This window comes from Ensifer sp. LC384 (assembly GCF_001695865.1).
Classification (GTDB): domain Bacteria; phylum Pseudomonadota; class Alphaproteobacteria; order Rhizobiales; family Rhizobiaceae; genus Ensifer.
Genome location: NZ_MBST01000002.1, coordinates 154,002 through 178,968, shown reverse-complemented (window position 1 = coordinate 178,968; position 24,967 = coordinate 154,002). Strand labels below are relative to the sequence as shown.

The 24,967-nt window shown below is 63.2% G+C and carries 17 protein-coding genes and 1 pseudogene; 8 read left to right on the top strand and 10 right to left on the bottom strand.

The genetic code is table 11. The features are described from left to right. Positions 1–26 precede the first annotated feature (26 nt). The 5 genes and pseudogenes from BC363_RS04020 to BC363_RS04000 form a co-directional block, all read right to left on the bottom strand. A pseudogene (locus tag BC363_RS04020) lies at positions 27–398 on the bottom strand (Bcr/CflA family drug resistance efflux transporter); the annotation flags it as partial. A gap of 86 nt (positions 399–484) precedes the next feature. After that, the gene (locus BC363_RS04015; RefSeq protein ID WP_065786075.1) at positions 485–769 is read right to left on the bottom strand and encodes an acylphosphatase; all 285 of its coding nucleotides are present in this window, start codon (positions 767–769) and stop codon (positions 485–487) included. Between the two features lie 188 nt (positions 770–957). Next, entirely contained in the window at positions 958–1,278 is a 321-nt protein-coding gene (locus tag BC363_RS04010) for a cupredoxin family copper-binding protein (RefSeq protein WP_065786076.1), read from the bottom strand. Positions 1,279–1,287: 9 nt separating this feature from the next. Continuing rightward, complete coding sequence (locus BC363_RS04005) at positions 1,288–1,812, bottom strand: DUF4142 domain-containing protein (RefSeq protein WP_065786077.1); 525 nt, start codon at positions 1,810–1,812, stop codon at positions 1,288–1,290. A gap of 91 nt (positions 1,813–1,903) precedes the next feature. Continuing rightward, positions 1,904–2,599 carry an RNA polymerase sigma factor gene (locus BC363_RS04000; protein ID WP_065786078.1) on the bottom strand — a complete coding sequence of 232 codons (696 nt, stop codon included), beginning with the start codon at positions 2,597–2,599 and terminating at the stop codon, positions 1,904–1,906. Between the two features lie 349 nt (positions 2,600–2,948). Between BC363_RS04000 and BC363_RS03995 the strand changes: the two genes are divergently transcribed. The 6 genes from BC363_RS03995 (at position 2,949) to BC363_RS03970 (ending at position 9,865) form a co-directional block, all read left to right on the top strand. After that, complete coding sequence (locus BC363_RS03995) at positions 2,949–3,839, top strand: substrate-binding domain-containing protein (RefSeq protein WP_065786079.1); 891 nt, start codon at positions 2,949–2,951, stop codon at positions 3,837–3,839. Positions 3,840–3,993: 154 nt separating this feature from the next. Further along, positions 3,994–5,517, top strand: coding sequence for a sugar ABC transporter ATP-binding protein (locus BC363_RS03990; RefSeq protein WP_065786080.1), 1,524 nt, complete (start codon positions 3,994–3,996; stop codon positions 5,515–5,517). Further along, the gene (locus BC363_RS03985; protein WP_065786081.1) at positions 5,514–6,476 is read left to right on the top strand and encodes an ABC transporter permease; all 963 of its coding nucleotides are present in this window, start codon (positions 5,514–5,516) and stop codon (positions 6,474–6,476) included. The genes BC363_RS03990 and BC363_RS03985 overlap by 4 nt, the downstream gene beginning before the upstream one ends. 21 nt (positions 6,477–6,497) lie before the next feature. Next, positions 6,498–7,439 carry a sugar kinase gene (locus tag BC363_RS03980; RefSeq protein WP_065786082.1) on the top strand — a complete coding sequence of 314 codons (942 nt, stop codon included), beginning with the start codon at positions 6,498–6,500 and terminating at the stop codon, positions 7,437–7,439. A gap of 5 nt (positions 7,440–7,444) precedes the next feature. Further along, positions 7,445–8,725 (top strand): D-tagatose-bisphosphate aldolase, class II, non-catalytic subunit, encoded by a 1,281-nt coding sequence (locus BC363_RS03975; protein ID WP_065786083.1) that lies wholly within the window; start codon positions 7,445–7,447, stop codon positions 8,723–8,725. A gap of 123 nt (positions 8,726–8,848) precedes the next feature. Next, on the top strand, positions 8,849–9,865 hold the full coding sequence (locus BC363_RS03970; protein WP_065786084.1) for a LacI family DNA-binding transcriptional regulator: 1,017 nt from the start codon (positions 8,849–8,851) through the stop codon (positions 9,863–9,865). Between the two features lie 37 nt (positions 9,866–9,902). On the opposite strand, the gene BC363_RS03965 is transcribed toward BC363_RS03970, so the two are convergent. The 4 genes from BC363_RS03965 to BC363_RS03950 form a co-directional block, all read right to left on the bottom strand. Beyond that, positions 9,903–11,144, bottom strand: coding sequence for an MFS transporter (locus tag BC363_RS03965; protein ID WP_065786085.1), 1,242 nt, complete (start codon positions 11,142–11,144; stop codon positions 9,903–9,905). After that, entirely contained in the window at positions 11,144–11,785 is a 642-nt protein-coding gene (locus BC363_RS03960; RefSeq protein WP_065786086.1) for a TonB-dependent receptor, read from the bottom strand. Before BC363_RS03960 ends, BC363_RS03965 begins: the two co-directional genes overlap by 1 nt. A 35-nt stretch (positions 11,786–11,820) precedes the next feature. Then, positions 11,821–12,804, bottom strand: a complete 984-nt coding sequence (locus BC363_RS03955) for a serine hydrolase (RefSeq protein ID WP_244519797.1) — start codon at positions 12,802–12,804, stop codon at positions 11,821–11,823. A gap of 151 nt (positions 12,805–12,955) precedes the next feature. Then, positions 12,956–13,537, bottom strand: coding sequence for a TetR family transcriptional regulator (locus BC363_RS03950; protein ID WP_065786088.1), 582 nt, complete (start codon positions 13,535–13,537; stop codon positions 12,956–12,958). Positions 13,538–13,626: 89 nt separating this feature from the next. Between BC363_RS03950 and BC363_RS03945 the strand changes: the two genes are divergently transcribed. Beyond that, positions 13,627–14,535: an SDR family oxidoreductase gene (locus BC363_RS03945; protein WP_065786089.1), complete on the top strand. Its 909-nt coding sequence runs from the start codon at positions 13,627–13,629 to the stop codon at positions 14,533–14,535. Positions 14,536–14,570: 35 nt separating this feature from the next. Here the strand turns inward: BC363_RS03945 and BC363_RS03940 are convergent, their stop codons facing one another. After that, the gene (locus tag BC363_RS03940) at positions 14,571–20,387 is read right to left on the bottom strand and encodes an alkaline phosphatase D family protein (RefSeq protein WP_065786090.1); all 5,817 of its coding nucleotides are present in this window, start codon (positions 20,385–20,387) and stop codon (positions 14,571–14,573) included. Between the two features lie 473 nt (positions 20,388–20,860). Between BC363_RS03940 and BC363_RS03930 the strand changes: the two genes are divergently transcribed. Then, complete coding sequence (locus BC363_RS03930; RefSeq protein ID WP_065786092.1) at positions 20,861–24,889, top strand: AAA and adenylate/guanylate cyclase domain-containing protein; 4,029 nt, start codon at positions 20,861–20,863, stop codon at positions 24,887–24,889. Positions 24,890–24,967 lie beyond the last annotated feature (78 nt).

The window sequence follows — 24,967 nt, the reverse complement described above, 5'->3', positions numbered from 1 at the left end:
TGCACGCATTCCCTGGATTTGCCGCGTTACTCCGCCGCGACCACGCGGCTGCGGCCGATGGTTGCCTGCGCCAGCAGGAACGCGCTGACCGCGCAGATCGCCATGCCCGCGGCCATCGGAAGGGCGGTTCCGTCGAAGAAGACGGCGGCAACGATCATGGCGACGGCCGCTGTGACGAAATGCAACGTTCCCATCAGCGCCGATGCGGTACCGGCAATCTCGCCGTGATCCTCGAGCGCCAGCACCGCGAAGGTGGGAATGACCAGACCGACAGCGCCGTAGCCGACGAAGAGGAATGCAGCCATGACCGGCAGCTGGTTGAAGCCGAGGCTCATGACGATGAACATGCTGGCCATGGTCAAGGCAAAGCCGGAGCTCTTGGCCAACCGGCCCAAGCCATCGGGTCACCGCGGTAATTCTTGTCACCGCGAGCTCAACGGCAAGCGCCTGCCCGCAACCGCGTAGCGCCGGTCTTGCCTGTCCTCTAGCCGGTAATCTGGAACCCCTGCACCGGATCGGGCAAGGCGACCGGTTCGGTTTCGACATTGACGACGGCGGCTTCCGCCGGCCCAATCCAGAGCCGCTCGACCATATTTGCAAGCGCGGCATCGGAGCCGACGATCATCGCCGCCACCGATCCGTCGCGCTCGTTGCGCACCCAGCCGGTGACGCCGAGACGCTCCGCCTCCCGGCGGGTCCAGATGCGAAAGCTGACGCCCTGCACCCTTCCGCTGACACGAACCAGCATCGCTTTGCGCTCTCTGATCATGATGGCACCTGTTGCCGATACAGAAGAGAAACTGGTGCGTGGGCCGACAAAAGCAAGTCGCCCAGCAAAGCGGATGCATTCGGCACTACTGCATGCTTCCTTAAATCCTATCCGATGTAAGGATAAAAACATGCAGCAATTCAAAGTGCTGCAGCGACCTTTGCGCGTCTGATAGGACGCGCGGCGCTTTAGGGTTTCGTCACCGAAATGCGGCCCTTCATGTTGGGATGGAAGCGGCAGTAATAATCCACCTGCCCCGACTCTCCCACGACAAAGCTTGCGGTCTTCTTGGCTGGGATCAAGACTTCCCCGCCGCCGTTCGAGGTCGCGGTATGGACGAGGATATCCCTGTTGACCCACTCGATCGTGTCGCCCACCCGTGCCTCGATCTCTGCCGGAACAAACGCCATTTTTTCGATCGTCACGCGGATTGTTTCTGCCCGCACATCGACGGCGCCATTGCCGAGCAGGAGCCCGGCAATGGCAATGAGATAAAATCTGGATCGCATGGCCGCGCCCTACTTCAGCGATGCGGCAACATGCTCGGCATGCTGCTGGTGACCCTGAAAAATCTTCAAGCCGGTCTCAAGCAGTGCCTTGAGCTCGGGATTGCTGGCCGACGGAATGAGCAGAGTTTCCAGCGCTCCATTCACCTGCTTGTGGTAGGCGACTTCATTGTCGACATAGGCCTTGTCGAAGCTTGCGCCGTCGAGCTTGGCAAGCTTGGCGCGTTCATCCTCGGCCGCTTTCGCGAGCGCCTTGCTGGTATCATTGTCCTCCGGCGTCACCTTGAGTTTTTTGACAAGATCGAGTGCTTGCGTGTTCACCGCCTCGTGGTCGCGCACCATATCCTCAGCGAACGAAACGACAGCCTCGTTGCTGGATTTCGAAATCGCGAGCTTGGCGTTTTCCACGTCGATCACTCCGGCCGTATAGGCGATATGAGCGATCTGCGGATCGGCCGGCTTGTCTGCCGCCTGTGCCAGGGACGCAAGACCGAGCAGGCAAAGCGTGGCAAGCGCAGTCATTGGTCGCATGTTCATGGGTTTCCTCCCTCATCCGGCGCGCGTGGCGCGGGATCTGTTTGCAGTTGACAGCCATTGGATGCCGCCTGCCCGGAAAGGTTCCCGCAAATCAATTGGAAAGACCAAGTCGCCCCATGACGGATGCCGCCAATCGCGCGCAGCGTCGCCCGGCAAAAGGAAAAGCGTCCAGCAGTACCGGGCCGATCTGTTCATGCAACTGCTTGCGCACAAGATGCCGGGCCCGATGCAGCCGCGTCTTGACGGTCTCCGGGCGCAGGCCAAGCAGGTCGGCCGTCTCCTCGACGCTCAGGCCCTCGGTCACCCGCGCAACAAACACGGTTCTGTAGATATCAGGCAGGTTGTCGGTCGCCCGTTCCACCAGGTTGAGGATCTGTCGCTGCGCCATCATACGTTCGGGATCATCGGCGCTTGCCGGCAGAGGAAACTGAATGACCGTCGCGTCGTGGCTGTTACCGATCGGGCGAAGCACGTCGGCCTTGCGGCGCCCCTGGCGCAGCCGGCCGAGCGCCTCGTTAATGACGATGCGCGACAACCAGGTTCCGAGCGACGATTCGCCACGAAAGTTCGCGAGATGCGCGAAGGCAAGCACATAGGCTTCCTGCACGATGTCTTCCGCTTCGCTGTCGTTTCGAATGATACCTCTGGCAATCCGATAGAGGCGTTGGTTGTGGACCTGCATGATCGTCATGAAGGCTTGCCCGTCACGTGCGATCGCCCTTTGCGCCAGTTCCATGTCCGCAGTCGCGTCCGTTATCGCAATCGTGCTTGGTCGAATATGTGCCATGACCGGGCCTCCCGCAGCATTAGATGCACGGTTGCGCCAAAGGTTCCCGTCATTTCTGTCCAATTACAAGCACGTGCCCTCTCCTTGGAAACGTTTTCCAGGAAGGCGGTTGCGCCATTGCAGCAGGCTTTCGCTTCGCCGCCCGACCGCCGAATTCATTGGCGACCACCCAAGTGAGAGGCCATACAATTTATCGCGCTATCATTTTACTATTTTCATCGCGTATTTTTCAAAGTTGACGCGCGATAAGTTTTGTGGTTTTTACAGCATCGCCAAGACGGTGATGGGAGGGCCCTCCTGCTTGGCAGCCAAGACCAAAGGCCCACGTCGTTTCCAAGGGAGGAAACCCATGAACATGCCCCGTATTCTCAAGGCGCTTGTCGCCGGCACGGCACTGGCGCTGATTGCATCGGCCGCATCGGCTGAAGGCATCGGCGCCTCGCTTCTGACCCAGCAGCACCCGTTCTACATCGAGCTTGCCGACGCGATGAAAGCCGAGGCGAAGGAGAAGAACGTCACGCTCGAAGTTGCGATCGCCAACCAGGATCTCAACAAGCAGCTCGCCGACGTCGAGGATTTCATCGTCAAGGGCGTTGACGTCATCGTCATTTCGCCGGTCGATAGCCAGGGCGTGCGCGCCGCGATCGAAAAGGCCGAGAAGGCCGGCATCAAGGTGATCACCGTCGACGTGCCCGCCAACGGCGCGACCGTCACCTCGCATATCGGCACCGACAACTTCACCGGGGGCGTCAAGGCTGGCGAGCTGATGGCGAAGGTTCTCGGCAACAAGGGCAAGGTTGCCGTCATCGATTACCCGACGGTCCAGTCGGTGGTGAACCGCGTCAACGGCTTCAAGGACGCAATCGCCAAGCATCCGGAGATGGAAATCGTCGCGATCCAGACCGGCATCACCCGCGCCGAAGCGCTTGCCGCCGCCCAGAACATGCTCCAGGCCAACCCTGACATATCAGGCATCTTCGGCTTCGGCGACGACGCAGCGCTCGCCGCTGCGGTCGCCGTCAAGGCGGCCGGCCTCGAAGCCCAGGTCAAGGTCATCGGCTTCGACGGCATGAAGGAAGCCCGCGACGCGGTCGACACCAACCCGGTGATGGTCGGCGTCATCCAGCAGTTCCCGGACCAGATGGGCAAGCAGGCGGTCGACACCGCCGTCAAGGTTGCCGCCGGCGAACAGGTTCCGGCCGAACAGCCGATCGTGCCCGGCGTCTATACCGCGAAGTAAGTCCTCCCAGGACAGCCGCCGCCCGAGGGCGGCGGCACCCACACGATGAACGCTCCGGCCTGCTGCATAAAAAGATGCAGCAATTCAAAGTGCTGCAGCGACCTTTGCGCTGTCGCTCCGGAAACGCTTCTCGGCGCGATCCAAGGAGGCCGCCATGCATGGTTCGACCACGGACACCGTTCTCAAGATCAGCAATGTCACAAAATCCTTCGGGCAGGTTGCTGCGCTGAAGAATATGCGGCTCAATGTCCGCCGCGGCCGCGTGCATACGTTGCTCGGCGAAAACGGTGCCGGCAAATCGACACTGATGAAAATCCTCGCCGGCGTTCATTCGGCGACGTCGGGCGACATTACCCTTAACGATCAACCCTATCGACCCGCCAACCCGCAGCAGGCATCAGCCCTGGGGCTCGCGATCGTCTTCCAGGAATTGAGCCTCTGCAACAACCTGACGGTGGCGGAGAACATTCTTGCGACGCGCGAGCCGCGCAAGTTCGGCTTCATCAATGACACGGCGCTCGTCGCCAAGGCGAAGGCCATCGTCACTGAGCTCGGCCTGCCGATCGACGTCACCGAAAAGGTCGGCAATCTCTCGATCGCCCAACGTCAGTTGGTCGAGATCGCCAAGGGCCTCAGCCACGACGCCAAGGTCGTCATTCTCGACGAGCCGACCTCGTCGCTCAGCGACAGCGAAGCCGAGATCCTGTTCGACATCATCGGCCGGCTGAAAAGCCGCGGCGTCGCCGTCATCTACATTTCCCACCGCATGGAAGAGATCATGCGGCTCAGCGACGACATCACCGTCATCCGCGATGGCGAGTATGTCTCCACCCATGATCGCGACGACGTCACCATCGAGGCGCTGATCGCGCTGATGGTCGGGCGCCGGATGGAGGAGATCTATCCCCCGGCGATCCATGACCGGTCGACGGCAAGCGCTGCCGATCAGCCCCCGGTGCTTGCCGTCGAACGCCTGACACGCGACGGCGAGTTCGAGGATATTTCCTTTAAGGTCGGCGCCGGCGAGATCCTCGGCTTCTTCGGTTTGGTCGGCTCCGGACGCTCGGAGGTGATGAACGCGCTGTTCGGCATGAAGAACGCCGATGGCACCGTGCGTCTCAACGACCAGGACGTGCGCTTCCGCTCGCCGGCCGAAGCCATCGCCCGCGGCATCGGCTTCGTCACCGAGAACCGCAAGGAAGAGGGCCTGGTGCTCGGGCACAGCGTCGAGTGGAACATCTCCATGGCGGCACTGCCCGATTTCACAGGCCCGTTCGGCTTTACCCGCAGCGGCGCCGAGCGGAAGGCGGCGGCAACCGAAGTCGGCCGGCTTGCCATCAAGACGCGCTCGCTCGACACCCCGTCCGGCGCGCTCAGCGGCGGCAACCAGCAGAAAATCGTGCTCGCCAAATGGCTGCTGACCCGGCCGAAGGTGCTGATCCTTGACGAGCCGACCCGCGGTGTCGACGTCGGTGCGAAATTCGAAATCTACAAGATCATCCGCCAGTTGGCGGCCGAAGGAACGGCAATCCTGCTGATCTCCTCCGAGCTGCCGGAGGTGCTCGGAATGAGCGACCGTGTGGTCGTCATGCATGAGGGCGTGCTCGGCGCGACCCTTGCCGGCACCGACCTCACTCCCGAAACGATCATGGCGCACGCGACAGGTTTCCAATCATGACCCAGCAAACTGCAGCCCAGGCCGCCCTCGTCAGGGCATTGAAGCAATATGGCGGCATCTTCCTCTCGCTGGTGATGCTCTGCATCATCTTTTCCTTCCTCAATCCGCGGTTCATGTCGGTCGTCAACTTCATGAACATCCTGCAGCAGGTGGCTGTGATCGCGATCGCCGCCTTCGGCATGACCTGGGTGATCCTGCTCGGCGAGATCGACCTGTCGGTCGGCTCGATCATCGCGGTGGCCGGCATGGTCGGGGCGCAATGTTTCGCCTTCGGGCTCGGCTTCGGCCCGGCACTCGCCGTGACGCTGGTCGCGGGCGCGCTGATGGGGATGCTGAACGGCGTGTTGACGGCGAAGCTGCTGCTGCCATCGTTCATCGTCACCGTCGCCACCATGGGCATCTATCGCGGCCTCGTCAGCCTACCGACGAACGGCGCGCCGGCGATGATCGACAACGCCACCTGGACCGCCATCGGCACCGAAAGCTTCCTCGGCCTGCCCATCATCATCTGGGTCGTCGCCGTCCTCTTCGTCATCAACCAGATCCTGCTCAGCAAGACGAGCTTCGGGCGCCGTGCCTATCTTACCGGCGGCAACCGCGAAGCGGCGATCTATTCGGGCATCAAGGTCGACCGCCTCAAGATCATCATCTTCATGATCTCGGGCGTCATGGCGGCGATCAGCGGCGTGCTGCTCTCCTCGCGGCTCTTCTCCGCCCAGACCAATGCCGGCATGAGCTATGAACTTGATGCCATTGCCGCGGCCGTTCTCGGCGGAACCTCGCTTGCCGGCGGTGTCGGCACCATGGTCGGCACGCTCATCGGCGCGCTGATCATCGGCGTGATGAACAACGGCATGAACATGCTTTCCGTCCCCTATTTCTACCAGCTCATCGTCAAGGGCCTCGTGATCCTTGTCGCCGTTTGGCTCGACGTTCGCGCCAAGCAGGCAAAGCGCTGACCCGACACGAGTGACAGACCCATGCACAAGATACTGACGATCGGAGAGATTCTCGTCGAGATCATCGCCACCGAAAAGGGCGACGGCTTCCGGCAGCCAACACCACTGATCGGCCCTTTCCCCTCCGGGGCGCCTGCCATCTTCATCGACCAGGTCGGCAAGCTCGGCCAGGCGAGCGCGATCATTTCCCGCGTCGGCGGCGACGATTTCGCTCACGTCAATCTGGCGCGCCTGGAAGCGGACGGCGTCGATATTTCCGGCATCGCGGTCGATGCACTCGCCGCGACCGGCAGCGCCTTCGTTCGCTATCGCCATGACGGCAGCCGGGCCTTCGTCTTCAACATCCGCGACAGCGCCTGCGGCACCATTCGCCTGGATGATAAGGCGATCGCGCTCGCTCAAAGCTGCAGCCACATGCATGTCATGGGGTCGTCGCTTTACGCGCCGAGCGTGGTCGAAAGCATTCTGGCGGCGATCGACATCATCAAGGCGGCAGGCGGCACGGTCTCCTTCGACCCCAACCTTCGGGCAGAAATCCTCGAAAGCCCCGGCATGCGCGAAGCGCTGAGATCGGTCCTTGCACGGACCGACGTCTTCCTGCCGAGCGGCGCCGAACTCTTCCTTTTCACCGAGGCAAAGAGCGAGGCGGAGGCCATCGCCGAACTCCTCGCCTCCGGCATCAAGGTCGTCGTCGTCAAGCGTGGCGCCGATGGTGCCAGCTATTTCGATGCGGAAACGGCATTCACCCTCCCCGGCTTTGCGGTCGAAGAGGTCGATCCGACCGGGGCGGGCGACTGCTTCGGCGCCACCTTCGTCACCTGCTGGCTGAATGGTGCTGCACCGCGCGAAGCGCTCGAACTCGCCAATGCCTCCGGCGCCCGCGCCGTGATGATCTCAGGCCCGATGGAAGGCGCCTCGACGAGAGCGGAACTCGAAGCCTTCATCAGCGCGCGAAAGGATTGAGCGTCATGAAACCGAACTATCTGATCGATATCGCCCAGTGGCGCGACCGTCCGGGCCTGCGCGGCATTCCCTCGATCTGCTCGGCGCATCCGCTGGTCATCGAGGCCGCGATGCTGCGTGCCCTGAAGGAGGGCACGCATCTCTTGATCGAGGCGACCTGCAACCAGGTCAACCAGGACGGCGGTTATACCGGCATGACGCCGGCCGACTTCACCGGCTTCGTCGGGCAGATTGCCGCAAAGGCCGGTTTCGCCATGAAAAAGATCATCCTCGGCGGTGATCACCTGGGTCCCAATCCTTGGAAGCATCTGCCGGCCGATGAAGCGATGGCGAAGGCCGAAGCGATGATCCGCGCCTATGCCCAGGCCGGCTTCACCAAGCTGCACCTCGACACCAGCATGGGCTGCGCCGGCGAGCCGATAGCGCTTCCCGACGCAACGACGGCGTCACGCGCCGCGCGGCTTGCCGCTGCCGCCGAAGATTCCATCCGTGGACGCGATGGCATCGCCCCGGTCTATATCATCGGCACCGAAGTACCGGTCCCCGGCGGCGCGCTCGAGGAATTGGACACGCTGGAAGTCACGGCACCGGAAGCAGCCGTCGAGACCGTCGACATTCACCGGCAGGCATTCAGCGATGCCGGTGCCGGCGCGGCCTTCTCCCGGGTTGTCGGCGCCGTCGTCCAACCGGGCGTCGAGTTCGGCAACGAGAACGTCATTGCCTATGACCGGCCGAAGGCCGCTAAGCTCAGCGCTAGCCTGACGAAGCTCGACGGTCTCGTCTTCGAGGCACACTCCACCGACTACCAGACGCAAGAGGCGCTTCGCGACCTGGTGGCCGATGGTTTTGCCATCCTCAAGGTCGGCCCCGGTCTGACCTTTGCCTTACGGGAAGCCCTTTACGGCCTCGACCAGATCGCCGCCTTCCTGTTTCCCGATGCACGGGCCAAGACCCTGGCCGAAGTCACTGAAGAGGTGATGCGCGAGGAGCCGGCGAATTGGGGCAAATATTATCATGGCTCACCCGACGCACTGCGCCTTCAGCGCCATTTCTCCTATAGCGACCGCATCCGTTATTACTGGCCGCACCCGAAGGTCGCCAGCGCCGTGGAAGAGCTTCTTCGCCTGCTCGATGGCGTCACCATCCCCGAGACGCTGATCAGCCAGTATCTCTCGGGCAGTTACGAGCGCGTGCGAAACGGCCAGGTGCCGCCGCAAGCAAAGGCGCTGGCGATCGCCGCCGTCGACGCGGTTCTGGAGGATTATTTCACCGCCTGCAAAGGATAGAGCCGGCCGTTCATTCCGTGAATATTTCGCAGTCGACACTGCCTATCCCTCGGAAATAAATCTATAAACGAAACCCAAAAGAAAAATGGGGGCGCTTCGACCGTGAACAGACAAATCAAGACGATGGAGGATTTTTCGGAGTTCGTCGGTTTGTCGCGCCCCACAGTCTCCAAATATTTCAACGATCCGACTTCGGTTCGCAAGAAGACCCGCGACGCCATCGAGGCCGCCATCAAGCAATCGGGCTTCAGGCCCAACATCTTCGCCGTCAATCTCAACCGGCGGCGAACCAATATTCTTGGCGTCATCGTTCCCAATTCGACCGACCCGTTCTACATGGCGCTGACACGACGGATCGAGCATATCGCCAACCAGGCGGGTTTCCTCGCTTTCGTGCTTTCCTCCGACGGCAAGCCGGAGATGGAAGAGCGCGCCATCGAGACCTTCAAGTCGATGAACGTCGCCGGCGCCATCATCGCCCCGCTCGGCGTCCAGTCGCATCACCAGAAGCTCACCTCTCTCGGCCAGAGCATTCCGCTGATCTATGTCGACTCGCCGCTCGACGGCAGCTCCTCCTTCGTCGGCACGGACAACCGGCAAAGCTTCAAGCTGATGGTCGATTATCTCTGCCGGTCCGGCGAGCCGCCCTGCTATTTCGGCATGCCGCCGGTTAACAACAACGCGTTGGCCCGCCAGCACGCCTATGAGGAGGCGATGCAACAGTTGAAGATGGATCCCGTCATCGTGCCGACGGCGCCGAATGCTTCGTGGGACTTCGAAAAATTCGGCTACGACGAAACGCTGCGCATTCTGGGTGAAGGTGGTTTTCCGACGAAGACGGTGCTCTGCGCCAACGACCGCGTCGCCTTCGGCGTGATTGCCGCGGCCTTCCAGTCCGGCATCAAGGTCGGCCGCGAACTGGACAGCGACCTGCGCGTGGCAGGCCACGACGACCATCCGCTGTCGCGCTACACCTGCCCACCGCTGACGACCGTGGCCCAGAACTACAACGAGATCGGCCGGCTGGCGATCGAGCTTCTGTTGTTCAAGCTTGGCGAAACGGAAAATGCCGACCAGGCCTATCCCGCCGACGAGCGCATTCTGCTGAGCGCCGAGATCATGCTGCGCGGCTCTGCCTAAGCCAAACCCCAGCGCCTATCGACCGAGGAGATTGGCGTCAGGCAACGGCTTGGCTTGGCAAGCGATGCTGGCGCACGAGAAGCACAAGCAGTGGCGCTGCCAGCGTCGAGACGATCGCGGCACTGAGGAAAAAGGCCGTATAGCCGAAGTGCTCGGCGATCCAGCCGGCCCCAAGGCCGCCGGCCATGCTGATGAGACTGTCCATGCACTGGAACAGGGTGAAGTCGACGCCCGCCTGCCGCGGATCCGCCCAGCCCATGAACTGGGCGTAAAGTGCGACGAAGCCAACGGCCATGACGCCGGACGAACTGGCAACAGCGATCGTGATCACCAGCGATCTTGGCAGATCTCCATGAGAGGCGATGAAGGCGAAACCGCCCAGCATCACGACCTGCAGCAGCAGCGCGCCGACCAGAACCACGCCGGCGCCCCACAGACGCACCAGCAAACCGCCCAGCAGCGCTCCGCCGAAACCAACCAGCATGCTGCCGAGACCGTTCAAGATGCCGACATCGGCCAGACTGAAACCATAGTCGATCAGGAACGGCCCGAGCATGGCGATCCCCCATTTCTGGGCCGAGACGTAGACCGCGGCCATCAGCAGCCCCTTGCGGACGTCGGGTCGCCTGAGGGCTGCCGCAAGCGACGGGGTATGATTGCGCACTTCATTCGAAACACGCCGACCGGGGCCGAGCAGGAAGGGAAGTCCAAGGGCGAGCACGATCGCGGCCATGATCCAGACGGCAGGCGCCCAGCCGAGCCGTTCGACGAACACGAGAAACAATCCCGCGCCGATCGCCGATCCGACATAGGCGCCGCCCACCTGGGCGGCGTTGCCCCAGCCGTGGTGCTCCTTGGCGAGCGTTTCCACCGCATATCCATCGCAAGCGATGTCGACGGTGGACGTGACAAGGGCAATGAAGACGAGGCAAACAAGCATTAGGCTCAGTCTGTCGGGTCCGAGAATGCCGAGCGCCGCCAGGGCGAGTGCGCAAAGCACGCCGCCGAGGACAACGATGATCGACGATCGGTTACGGCCGGCGGCCGGCAGGCGGAACCGTTCGACGTAGGGCGACCAAAGAAATTTGAGCGCCCAGGGCAGCACGGTCAGGTACACCAGGCCGATCCGGTCGAGCGGCAGCCCCTGCTCCCGCAGGACTGCGGGCAGGCCCAGCATCGTCAGTCCGCCGATCACGCTCTGGGCGACATAAAGGCCGCCGACCGTCAGGAAGACCGCGGCCGGAGACGGTGTCGCGGATGTCCGCTCTCGATGCGCCATCAGAAGCGGTAACGCATGCTGGCGACAACCTTGCGGCCCTCGTCGAAGTAGCAGAAGCCCGTGGTGTAGAGCTGCTCGACCTCGTTCAGCAGGTTGGTCGCGTTGAGCTGCAGGCGCACACCCTCAAAGGACGGATTGACTGCGCCGAGATCATAGCGGACCGATGCATCGACGAAGGTGCGCGCCTGGTTGTTGAGAACAGGCGTGTGGACATTGTCGCCGAAGCTCGATCCGACATAGCGGACGCCGGCGCCGACGCCGAGCCCTTCGAGCGCGCCGGATTGTACTTCGTAGTCCGCCCAGAGCGAGAACATGTGATAGGGTGAGGAGTTCAGCGTGTTGCCGACCGTCTCCGACGTCAGCTTGGTGATCTCGACGTCGTTGTAGGAGTAGGAGGCGATGAAGCCCCAGCCGTTGTCGAGCGACGCGTTGCCTTCGAGTTCGAAGCCGCGGGATTTGAGGTCGAGCTGACGCAGGAGGTTCAGGCCCGAAGACGTCTCGTAGACGGTGGCGTTTTCCTGGTCGATGTCGAAGACCCAGGGCCGCGACAGGCGCCCTGTCGATGCACACGGACCGTGTGTTTTGACAATGGATGTTGCACAGCAGCAACGGCCCGACAGCGGCCGCAAGATCGAGCCCAAACGGCATTCAACAACTGGCAGTCTTGGCCGCACCATTATTCGCCGAGGCGTGGCGCCGCCTTGACAGTGTCGATGATGTTGCCGAGCAGCAGATGCAGCGCATCGCGATAGCCGGTGCGTGCCGACGGGCCGCTCTCCTGCGAGGTCATCACCACGGTGAGGTCAAGCGCCGGGACGATATAGAGCATCTGACCGCCATAGCCCCAGGCGAAATGCACGGTCTCACCGGCGATCTGGCGCTGAAACCAGCCGTAGCCGTAGATGTCGCCGGAGAACCGCGAATTGGTGCGCGGTTGCCAGGAAAGCGCGATCCACTGCGCCGGCACCACCTGTCGACTATCGGCGGTTTTGCCGCCGTTGCGGTATGTCTCGCCGAAGGCAAGCAACGATCGCGCGCTCATCGCCATCTGGTTGCCGCCGAGATAGATGCCCTGGGGATCGCGGTCCCAGGCATCGATGCGAAAGCCCTTGATCGGACCGAGCCATTCCCGGGCGAGAGCAAGCGTCGGCTTGCCGCTGACCTTGGTCAGGATTGCCGAGAGCAGATGGGTGGACGCGGTCGAATAGAGCATCGGCCCACCCGGATCATCGTCAAACGGCTGTGCCAGAGCGGAACGAACCCAGTTCCGACTGGACACCCAACGTCCGCAATTGGGGCCGGACATCCGCCCGAGACCCGCCTGCATCGACAGCAGATGGCCGATGGTGATGTCCTCAAGCCGCGGATCCGGCGGAGCCGGCAGCTCCGCCTTGAGGATCGGAGCGATCTTCTGGTCCGGCCCCTCCAATAGGCCCTTGTCGATCGCGATGCCGACCAGGGCCGATACGATCGATTTGGAGGCCGACTTGATGTTGGTGGTGTCCGTCGGGCGGTTCCCCTGGTAGCCGCGTACGGCAACGACGGAGCCGGCCCTGGCGACAATCACCGTTTTCAATGGCTTCAGGTCGTCGCGCGCCGCAAGTCCGTCCAACAACGCCGGAAGCGATGGCCAATCCAGCGCGACGGCCGAGGAGCACATCACCAGCAAAGAAAAAAATGCAGCAGCAAACCTGATCATGCATTCCGATCTAGGGTGAATGCGCGGCCAGGTCATGGCCCCGCGAACAATGTCACGGGGATTTGAAGCCGGGTGACCGGCCTCATCGTGGCGCAATCGACAGGCAGCTTCATCACCCGCGCGGCGCGGAAGCGTCTGCGCCCAGGAAGGACACGAAACGGCGCAGGCTCTGGCTAACGAAATCGGCAACCGGGGTCTGCGGGTCGAAACTCCACCAAAGCAAGGCCCCCTGCCAGTGGGACGCCATCAGGAGACCGATGCCGGGCACCGGCGCCGACGGGCCAGCAAAGCACTCGTCCAACGCCTGGGAAAGCACATCGCGCCACTGCGCACCGCGGGCGCGGAGCGCGGGGTCGCGCAAATCCTCGCGCAGGATCCGAAGGCCGTCGGCATAGGTTTCGATACCGCCATAGTCGCCGGACAGTCCGACGAGCAGATCGACGGCGCCGTCCGGCGTCTTCGGCAGGGTCGCGGAAAGCTCGGCAGTCAAGCGGTCGAGCCCGTCCCAGGCCTGCAGAAGTGCACACTGAATGAGCTTCTGCTTGTTCTCGAACCGCTGGACCAGGGTGGAGGCGGAAAGCCCCGTGCCTGTGGCAAGGGCGGCAAAGGTCAGGCCCTCCGGTCCGCTCGCATGCATGATTGCCAGTGCGGCTGCCAACACGTCTTCATCAGGCATCGTTTTGGGGCGTGGCATCTTGACTCTCGTTAATAACCGAATAATCGTTTATATATCTCATTCTCGCAGCCACAACCAGATGCCGCGGGTCACCGGTGGAGGAAAACATGACGCTTAGGCGAAGAATTGCTTTGGTCGCAGGCGCCACCCGCGGCGGCGGACGCGGCATCGCCGCCGAGCTCGGTGCCGCGGGTGCGACCGTCTACGTCACCGGCCGCACCACAAGAAATCAGCAATCGGAATACAAGCGCCCGGAAACGATCGAGGAAACGGCGGAACTCGTCAGCGAACTCGGCGGCGAAGGCATCGCTGTGCAGGTCGATCATCTGCAGTCCGAAGAGGTGAAGGCGCTCGTCGAACGCATCCGCCGGGAGCAGGGCCGGCTCGACATTCTCGTCAACGACGTCTGGGGCGGTGAAAACCTGTTCGAATGGAACAAGCCGGTATGGGACCATGATCTCGACAACGGCTTGAAGCTGCTTCGCCTGGCAATCGACACGCACCTCATCACCGCCCATCACGCCCTGCCCCTGATGATCGAAAATCGCGGCGGGCTGCTTGTCGAGGTGACGGACGGTACCGCCGAGTATAATGCCGAGCACTATCGGCTCTCGCCGTTCTATGACCTCGCCAAGGTCGCGGCCAATCGCATGGCCTGGGCGCACGCCAAGGATCTGGAACCGCACGGCGCCACGGCCGTCTCGATTACCCCGGGCTGGATGCGATCGGAGATGATGCTGGAGCATTTTCAGGCCAAGGAAGAGACTTGGCATGAGGCAACGAAGATCCAGCCGCATTTCGTCATTTCCGAAAGCCCGCGCTTCGTCGGTCGCGCCATCGCGGCGCTTGCCGCGGATCCGCAGAAAGCCCGCTGGAACGGACAGTCGCTGTCGAGCGGCGGTCTTGCCAAGGAATACGGCTTTACCGATATCGACGGCTCGCGTCCCGATTGCTGGCGCTACATGCGCGAGGTGATGGAGCAGGACAAGCCCGCGGACGCGACGGGGTATCGCTGAGACATCTCGCCCGAAAGCGCTCAAGACCTTCTCCGTCAGATCGTCAGCGTCTGGACCGCGCCATCGCCGAACTCGCAATCGAGTTCCCACCCGGTGCCGACTGAGCGGACACGCAAGAACGTCGCCCCATCTCCCGGCGCAGGCCGCGTGGCATTCACGACGCAACGATATGTCCTGGCACCATCAGGAATCGCGATCGTCTCGCTGTCGACGATCTCCTCGTCGATGCCGTTTGCGAAGGGATAGGGCGCAAACATCGCCGCCGTGTGGATCGAGTGGAGACGGGTGATGAGAGAGCCATCCTCATTGCAGAGGTCGACCGTCGCGACGCAGGCCCGGTGTTCGTCGCCCGAGAGAAACACCACATGCTCGATCCGGTTCTCGGCGATATAGGCCAGCACCTCGCGAAGCGTGTTGGGATAACCGTCCCAACCGTCGGAATGCAGCGCGCTCAGGTTTCTCCAGGAGAGGCTGCCGTCGCGCTGTATGGCGCGACGGTGCCGCGGCAGCAACATCGCCGGCGACACGACGAATTTCGGCGCCGGCGCCAACAACAGCCATTGCTTCAAACTCTCCATCGTTGCCGGCGCGACCATCGCAGCCGCCTTCAGGCCGTCGCCGACCTTGCGGTACGTGCGTTGCGTCCGCGTGTCGAGCATGAAGAAATGGAAGCCGTCGAAATCGAACATCTCAAGCTTGGCATGTATGCCGCACTGATATTTCCAATAGGCGTCGATACCGCGCGTCGCCTTGCCGGCATTGTCACAATCGTCGGGCTCGGCGCTCGGTTCCCGATTGTCGGGCTCGGCGATCGGTTCCCAATTGTCGTCGATCTCATGGTCGTCGAGCAGCATGAAGGACGGGATCTGCCTGAGGACGTTGCGCACGCTGCGCTGGCTGAGCCAGGTTTCATAGGGCAGGCGGTAGCGATCATCCCGCCCGGTCGGGTCATAAAGCCCCGCCGTCGGGTCGACGTAGACCTGGTCGCCGACAAAGAGCGCGAACCGCGGCTTTATGCCGGCTTTCGCCTCCAGCCGCTCGCCGATGCGGCCATAAGATTGATAGGCTGCGGCCTCGTCGAGAAAACCAGCCGGATACTGGCACGAAGAGAGCGTAAAACTCGTGCCGCTCGGCGTCGGCTCCAAGGCCGGCAGTAAAGGTGGATCGTAGGGGATGATGCCATCTCTGAGGTCGAAGTCCTGTTCGACAGCGGGCAAACGTGCCGTCTGCCTGCCACCCTGACGCTTTGCGTTCGCAGAAGGAAAGGCGATTGCACGCTCTACCGCGGCCGCCATTTTCTCAAACCGGCCGAAGGCGAATGCAACTGCCTGCCCGTTTGAAACATTGCCCGCCCCTGTCGGACCCAGCCGCCGCATCCGCCTCTGCGCGATATCGGCAACGAAATAGCCGTAGGCAGGTCCTTGCCCGGCGCGACCGGGCTGCGTCAGGCCCCGGTCAAAGTCGAAGGTCGGCAAGGACGGACCTGCTCCAACATTACCGGTCGGCCCAACATCACCGGTCGGGTCGGTCCGAGCGACGGCCTCGCGCAACACGATCACCGGCGTCGGCGCGGCGACGGGTTCAGGGGGTGGCGCTGGCTCCTCGTGGTCGAGGTCAGGTACCGCCAGAAGGGCATCTTCGTCGTAGACCAGCAGGACCAAAAAGGCGTTGCCGCGATTTGCCCCGTTGCCCGGCATGCGGGCCAACAGCGGGACTTCGAACGCGTCCCAACCGTCCTCCTCGAGTTCTTTCGAGGCATAGACCACCAGATGCTCCATGAGATAGCCCGTGTCCCAAGGCAGCGCCGCGTCGTCCGGCCGACAGATACGATCGTCGACGAGCTGGATGCGCAGGAGCAGCGCGGCTTCGGCCGCCCGGTGGGACGGCGCCGAACCAAGCCGGATGACGAGCGCCGGGGTCTTCGGGCGCTCTTCTGTGAGGATCGGCCCGATCCATGGCGGATAGACGGCTTTTTCGCTGTCGGCGCTGTGGGCCTGTCCGGGGATGTCTGCGTCGAGGAACTGCTGGATCCGCTGCATCGTCGCGTGGCGCGCCGTTCCGACCAGCGCATCCTGATGGCCGGCACCCGGATTGACGAACGGCGGGGTATAGATCCGACCGGCATCGCCCAGGATCTGTCGCATGCGATCAACAGTCGAGACGTGCGATAGACCGTTTTCTGCGCCATGGACGCTGAAGGTCGGGAACGACCAGTGCCTCTCCAGGTTCTGACGCGACACCAGGCGGTTCCGTCCGTGAAAATCGGTCATCGTCGAACAGCGCACGAAATGCAGGGTGGACGATACCGTCGACAGGCTTAGCGGACCGAAATGCTCGTCAATATGGCGCAGCATCTCGGGCTCCATGTTGCGCACGTTGAAGTCGCGACCGTAGAGCGCGTCCATGCGATGCCGCGTGCGCGTCCATGGCGTTCGCTTCGTTGGCCATAGCGGGTTTTCGACATCGAACTCCTCGACGGGATAGGGCAGCGTCGACAGCAAACGATCGAGAAGATCGTCGGCGAGCGTCGGTTCCTTCGGGCAGAAACTGTAACTGTCCGGCAGGAAATCCATGAGGTACCGTACGACATAGGCACGAAAGATGTTGGCCGGCGCGAAGACGATGAGCGGGCCAACCTGCGTGAACGCTGCGCGATTGACGAGCCCGGTCGCATGACCGTTCAGCACCGCGATGCTGAAGACGACGGTTCCCATGCAATGGGCGATAACGTCGACCGTCCCGTCCGGCGACGTCGCCGCCACCGCCTTCAGCGCTGCCGGTACGTCGACATTGCCGATCTGGTCGAAGCTCCACGCCTCTGTCGCCGTTGGCTGGCCGGCACTGGTTCGCAGATCGGCGATCCATATGTCACGGCCCGTGCACCAGAAATGGCTGGCGAAATTGGGATTGACCGCATGATGGGCAAAGGTCGTGCCGCTGGCACTATAGCCGTGGAACATCACCAGCGGGCGCTTTTTGGTGTTGGGATGGCGATAGCGCGTCAGGCGCACTTCTCCGGGAACATCGTCGCCTCCGCCGTCCGGCCGTTCCCGCGCTATCGCGATGCGATGCAGTTCGGCGGTGATCGATGCGCCGCCCGGCAGGCTCAAAGTGGTCGGTGGCAGGCGGTTGACAACCGCATCCGGTGGCCGCTTGTCTTGGTCTGGCGCACGGAAGCTCCAGATGTGCATGCCAAGCAGAAGCCGCGTCACGAAGCCGAAGAACGTCAGGAGTTCGCCGATGGTGTTGGCGCCATCGCGTTGCTTGACGATCCGAAACAACGGCACGCTGATCCGCGCGAGATAACCGGCGTCGAGCTTCAGGACGCGCTCGCGGCTGTCACCGTTCAGCCCGGGAAACCTGTCGAGTGTCACTTCCATGAGCTGGCGCCAGGGATTACAGCGCCGCTCGTAGGTGAAGGTCTTGGTACCGACGATGCGGTTGTCGCCGAGCGTGATCTTGCCGCCCACGTCCGGTGGTCCGATGGTCAGATCATAACGGAGTGTCCTGATCTCTCCGGAGCGACTGGCGATCGCGAATGCCGATTTGGCCCGCGCCCAGGTCCCGGGTCCACCATCGCCGTCAACACGTGCCTGGTAGCTGTCGCGCAGGCCCCGGTTCAGCACCCACGCCTTGCCGGCGCGCCATACGCGCCCAAGCACCGTGCTCCGCTGTCGCTCGAATATCCGCAGGCTGCCGGAGATCGGTGCGCTGAATTCGACGGCGGCATCGAGTTTCTGCTCCTTCAGATGCAAAGGCAGCCAGGTCTTCTCCAACGCTTCCCAGGTATCCCTGGGGAAAATCCGGATCTGGCTCCGGATGGCACGATCCGGCACTTCGGTCGCGACACGAATGATCGGGTGGCTGCCATTGTTCGGCGTCAACTGTCCAAGCGTCGTGGGTGTGAACCGCATGGTCAGCTCGACGATCCGGGTTTCCTCGACCCCACCCTTCGGCGTCAGCCGAACGGGGCCGACAAGCCGTTCGATGATCTCCACCTCGCTCGACTGAGCTCGCGCGGCAACGTCGGTGCTGCGAAAGACGGGCCGGACCAGCGGTGCGCCGACGGGCCGGATTTCGGCCGCCGCATAGTCCCATTCGGCCGCCAGCGCCTCTGCCGCGCGCAGCGCAATCGCCGCAATCGTCAACGCGGGGTTCGTCGCAAGCGCTGTCGGAACAATCGACCCGTCAAGGACGACCAGACCATCATGCACCGCATCGGAATCCGTCGAGGTGAACACGCGGCCAAGATGATCGACCACACCGTCCGCGCCGGTATCGGCCATCGCGCAGCCGCCAAGCGGATGAACCGTCGCCAGCGGTCCGCGTTGATCCCTAAGCAACCAGGCCAGGTCGGCCGGCAACAGCTTCCAGACCGGATTGGGAATGAGGCGACCGCCAGAGTCTTTCGTCAACGCCGCGAGCGCCTCGACCTCCTTGTCGAAAACGGGCAGGCTTTGCAGCTTGTCCCAGCGGATCCGGGCAATGCCATCGCGACCGGCAGCGACTGGATCACCGTCGAGCTCGATCCGGCCCGCCGCGCCATCATCGGCCATGACGGCATAAAGCGCCGAGCGCCCGATACGTTCCGCCGGCACCGCATAGATATCGTCATCCGGGAACCCTTGCCGGTGCGTGGTACCGTCATATCTTGCAAGACCGTGCAGCGTATTGAGCGTGGCAAAGACCTCGGCGAAGGCGATGCGCAAGGCGGCCGGCACCGACATCTCCTCGATCATCACACCGGCGGAGGCACGCAGGTCGATCACGCCAGTGATCGTCGGCCCGATGGACCGGGTCGATGGCTTGACCGTTTCGTCGGCGACGGTGTTGACGTCGGCGCCGGTGGCATAGTCGGCGACCAGCATGTCGCCATTGGTCGAGCACCGCGTGCCGAGGTTCCTGTCCGCCAACTGCAGGCCTGCACTTCGCGACCGCATGAGAATTTCGCTCGAGCCGAGCGTACCGGCGGCGAGCACGACCTTGCGTGCCCTTATCGGCACCGGATCGGCGTCGCGCTTGCGGAGCTTCGCGTTGGTGTGAACGGTTCTGATGATCCACCCGGCATCTCCTTCCCTGGCTATGCTGAGCACCGTCGCGCCGCTGAAGATTTCGGCGCCGTATTCATGCGCCCGTACAAGCAAATTGACGTCGAGCGAGTTCTTCGCGCCACCATTGCAGCCGGTCGCGCAATCACCGCAGCGCACGCATTTGTTCAGGCGCACATTGCCCGAGCTGGTGGTGTCGCTCATCGCGACCGTGATCGAAGCCGGCCGGAAATTGCCGTCGGGCGCGATGGCGCGCACCGAACGAAACTTTTGCGGCACGCCATCGACATGATCGGCGATGGTGTTGGGGGCGCCCATGATGGTGCTGCCGAGCAGATCGCGGGCACGATCAAAACAGGATTTCCAGGCCGAGAGATCCTTCAGGGCAGTCGGCCATCCCTTGTGAAATACTTCTGGCAGCGGCGTTTCCATGACACCGGCATTAATCAACGAACCGCCGCCCACACCATTGGCGACGACGGCAACGACCTCCTCGCCAATTCTGATGTCGATCAGCCCCTCCTTGTTGTTGTCGCCGCGAATATGGCGCGGCAATTCACCGAGCCCTGTCGGAAACGAGCCCGGCAGATATTCGCGCCCGCGCTCGAGCACGCCGACGGAGATCGGTCGGCCCTCATGCGTGCGGCCGGCGAAGGTCGACGCGGCGATGGAGCCGCCATAACCGCTGCCGATGATCAGGACATCGAAGTGCACATCGGCAGGCGCCTTGCGAACACGATCAACCAGCCGTTCGAAGCCCAGCGATATCCAGGCCATTTTCGATTCCGTGTCGAGGTCGCTCATGCCGACCTCCGCGGCGAGCTGCCGCGGCGCGCGCGGACCGGATATCGCAACGTCTGATCGGCGGCGGCCCCCAATCGGTTGCCGACCTGCCATCTGTCTTTGCCGATGTCGCTTCTCTGCATGGTGTTCTCCACCAGATATGCCGCCACCCTCGGTCGCGGCCGCTTTTCTTCCGGTCTTTCGACGCCTGCAAAATATGCTCGCATCCGTTCCATGCCTCGAAGCCAAGAGATACCGACTTAACCTTGGGTTGCACGTAAGCACAAAGCACCGCATCGGCCCTTCCGACCCGTGCCCTGATTCCGACTGAGGTTGAGAGACCCCTCTTAGCGCCAGGCGAATTATATGCGAAAGTCTGCAGATACGTGAGAGGGGGCACACTAATCCAGAAGTAGTAGGCTCCTCGCCCCATCGTATGAGCAAACTGGGCGCCGGCGCTTCCTTCGTCTTTCTGCAGCCGTGAGAAAGAAGTCATGGGAAAAAACGATCCGCTCCTGGAGGGCTTCCTGCCGCTGGAATTGCTCGGCAGGATCCATGGCGCCAACGGCGACCGCCCCGCGGCCGTCGAGTTTCCGGCCGCGGTGTTGTTCGTGGATGTGTCGCGTTACACGGCCCTCGTCGAACAGTTGGCTCGGCGCGGACAGGAAGGCCTGGAGCAGATCCCGAAACTGCTGACGCTTTCCTATGCCCGCTGTGCCGAGCAGATCTGCAGCCGTGGTGGCGAAGTCCTCTATTTCTCCGGCGATTCCCTCCTTGCGTACTGGGCCGCAGGCAATGCCGGCCTTGGCCATGCCGTGCGATCCGCAACCGACTGCGCAGAAGCAATCTGCCGCGACCAAGGCGCTCGACCGGAGGCGGCCACGGGCGAAGTCGGGCCTGGACTTCATGTCGGCGTCGGAGCGGGACAACTATGGGCCGCAGCACTCGGTGGTCAGCCGGTTTGGAACCTGATTGCCGGCGGCGACGCCGTCATGCAGGCAGCAAGTGCGCAGAGCCGGGCCCGTCGCTGGGAGTATGTGCTGTCGGACGGCGCGACAAAGGCGATTTCGCTTGCGGAGACCGCAAGCGGTGAAGATGCGCCTGACGGCGCGCCTTCGGCGCCGCCGACGCTGCGAACCGAATGGTTGGCAGGCTTCCTGCCACCGCAGTTGCAAGACATCGTGCAGGCCACGGAGAAGGCCGCTGTCGTGGCCCATAACGGTTTCCCGCATGCCGAAGGCAATGGTCCGAGAGCGGACGTGCGGCTGGACCGGCTTGCCGAGATCCGGCCAATTTCGGCCCTGTTCGCGCGGATCGCCGGGCTCGATCACAGCGACCCGATGGCACTCGCCCGCCACCATGACCTCTGCACCGCGCTGCAAGCCGACCTGCAGAATTCAGGCGGGCCACCCGGCGAACTGCTCTTCGATGACAAGGGCCTCGTCTTCATCGCGGCTTTCGGTGCCCGCGGCACCTTTCACCGCGACGACCCGCAGCGCGCCGTCGATGCGGCACGGGCCATCTGTCGAACTGCCCAACGCTTCGGCCTCGCCGTATCGGTGGGTGTGGCGACGGGCGACGCACTCTTTCGCGTCGTCGGCAGCGCCCGCAGGCGCCAACTGATGGTTCTCGGGCCGCCGGTCAATCGTGCCGCCCGTCTGATGGCGGTCGCTGCCGATGACATTCTCTGCGATGCGCCGACCGAGCGGGCAAGCCGGGCAGCGTTCTCCTTCGAACGGCGTGGCGCGCTGCAACTGGAAGGCCTCGGCGACATGGCGCCGGCGTTCCGGCCCCAGACACGGCGCCCGGCAGCGCCGATGTCGACGGGCCTCATCGGCCGTGAACGTGAGCTGCGGTTCCTGAGAGCCACATTTACCAGCGTCAGTAGCGGCACCAATAGCCTGGTGGTCGTTCTCGGCGAACCGGGCATCGGCAAGACCAGGCTCGTCACAACCTTCACGAACGAATTGCGGGCAAAGGGTGCGGTCGTCGCCGTTGCACCCGCCGAGCGCGATGACCGGCGAACCTCCCTTTGGGCATGGCGGCGGGTCATCGAGACCCTGCTTGGCCTGCCCGCCGACAGCGATGGTACCCGCCTGTATGAACGCATTCATGACCGCGTCAAGAATGACGCAGCCATTGTCGCGCGGCTTCCCCTGTTTGCCGACGTCCTGGCCGTCGACATCCCCCAGAACGAAAGTACGAAACACCTCGACGGCGCACACCGGGCGGACGCAACCATGCGCCTGATGGGCGACATCATCGCTACTGCTGCTCCGCATCCGCTGACCCTGGTGCTGGAAGACAGCCAATGGCTCGATTCAGCCTCGTGGCGGCTCGTGGAATGGGTGCTCGGTTCGCAATCGTCGCTGCTGGTGATCCTGTGCGTTCGATCCGAGGAGATTCCGGAAGAGGTGAAAAGCCTCAGGCGCAGGGCCGAGTCCGCCCGCCTCGGCGCCGGGACATCGGAGACCGACGATCCGGCGCGCTTTTGTCAGCTCCTGGAGCTTGACGAGCTGAACGATGCCTCGATCTGGAAGCTGGTTGAGCGGACGTTGGGCAAGGCGCCGCCGCATGACGAACTGGCGCATCGGATTTCACAGCTTGCCGGCGGCAATCCGTTCTTTGCCGAGGAAATCGCTTTGACGCTGAAGAGCGAGGGTCTGATCGCCATTCGCGATGGTTTCTGGCGCTCCATCCGACCGCTCGACGACCTCAGATATTTCGAAGGTGTCGAGCGGGTCATTCGCGAGCGTCTCGATCGCCTGACCGGCTCGGCCCAGGACGTCATCAAGGCTGCGGCCGTGGTCGGACGCTCGTTCACCGCCACGGAGCTCAAGTCCCTGCTGGAGCCGGAGCTGGACGGCGAGAGCGTCTATGCTGCGCTCGAGACGCTTGTGGCCGCCCATCTGGTGCGCGCAGAAGAGCAACCGGGAAACTATGCGTTTCGCCACGACCAGACGCGCGACGTCGTCTATGGATCCATTCCGGGGGACCTGCGCAACCGGCTTCACGGCGCGCTCGCAACCTGGATCGAGGCCGGTCGGAAGGTTGCGGTAGGCGCCGACGTCGCCGTCCTCGTTCAACATTTCGAAGCGGCGGGCAACAACGAGAAGGCAGTGAAATATGCCGATCTCGCCGCGACCAACGCACTGCAGATCGGCGCCTTCCGCGAGGTCGAGGCGTTTGTCGGCATCTGCCTCAGTCACGAACCCCGGAAGCAACCGTGGAGTGACGATCAACGGCTGCAGGCCGTCCGTTGGCGCCGGCAGCTCGCCGAAGCCCACTATAGCCGGGGCGATATCCACGCTCAGGGCGTTGCCGTCCGGCGGGCGCTAAAGGCGGCCGGCGCCCCCGTGCCGACCTCGGCGAGCGGGACGCTGGTCGGCCTGATCCTGCGGGGTGCCCGGCTTGCCTACCAACAGGCGTTCCCGCCGTCACCGGACTGGGCTGGAAAACCGAACCGCTTGCGGTGGGAGCGCGAAATGGCCCGTTGCCTCAACCAGGCGGCGATGGTCGACTATTTCGAGCTGCGCTTCTCGCGCGGAATGTGCAATCTCGTCGGCGCCGTCACCCATGCGGAGCGCACTGGCTCTTCCGTCGAAACCGCGGTTGCGTCGGCACAACTGGCCTGCGGCTTCGGCATGATGGGCTGGCGGCGCGTATGCCACCACTTCATGTCGAGGGCCGAAAAGGTCGCGATCGAGATCGCCGATCCCGCAATCCATTCGCATGTCTGCAATCTCGACGCGCTCTGGCGCATCGGCCAGTGCGACTGGGAGATGGTCGATCGCCGCCTCGATCAGTCGCAGGATCTTTGCCTCAGGGCCGGAGACCAGCTGCGCTGGTGCAATGCACAGGGCATGCGCTTCTGGTCGCTTTACTATCGCGGGGACTGGAGCGCGCTGGAGCCGACGGCGCTGACGCTTTTATCTCGGGCCCAGAATGCGGGAAACATCCAGCAGGAAATCTGGGCCCTGCGCTGCAAGGCCCTTTGCGTGCTGCACATGGATCGACCGCGCGAAGCGGTGGAGGTGCTCAGGCTGATCACGTCGGCGATGCTCGGCTCCGTCGATCTTGCCGCGCAGATATCGGCGCGCGGGGCGCTGGCGCTGGCGCTCGCCCGCATCGGCAGACACGGCGAAAGCGTCGAGGCGGCCGTCGATACGCTGCGCCTCCTGCGCGCCATGCGCCGCCCCTCCTCACACAGCACGCTGATCGGCATTTCCGGCGTGGCCGAGGTACTGTTTCGTGGACGGGAGGCGGGCCTGTCGCGCGAGTATGAACAATGGGGTCATTGGGAGCGCCAGGTGCTGCATGAGCTTTCGCGCTATTGCCGGGTATTCCCGGTCGGCACGGCGCAATACGGACTGTGGTGCGGCCTGGCGCACTGGCTGGACGACAGCAAGGACCGCGCGCTGTCGACGTGGAAGCAGGGGCTGGCCGCAGCCAAGCGCCTGTCGCTCAGGCAGGACGAGGCGACCATCGCAGCGGAGATACGGCGTCGGCAGGACAATGTCTGATCGGCAACAGGCGGCCCTAAAGACGGCCTCGGCCTGGCGCTGTTTCGGTGGACGGCCTTGAACGCACCCCTCGCCTCC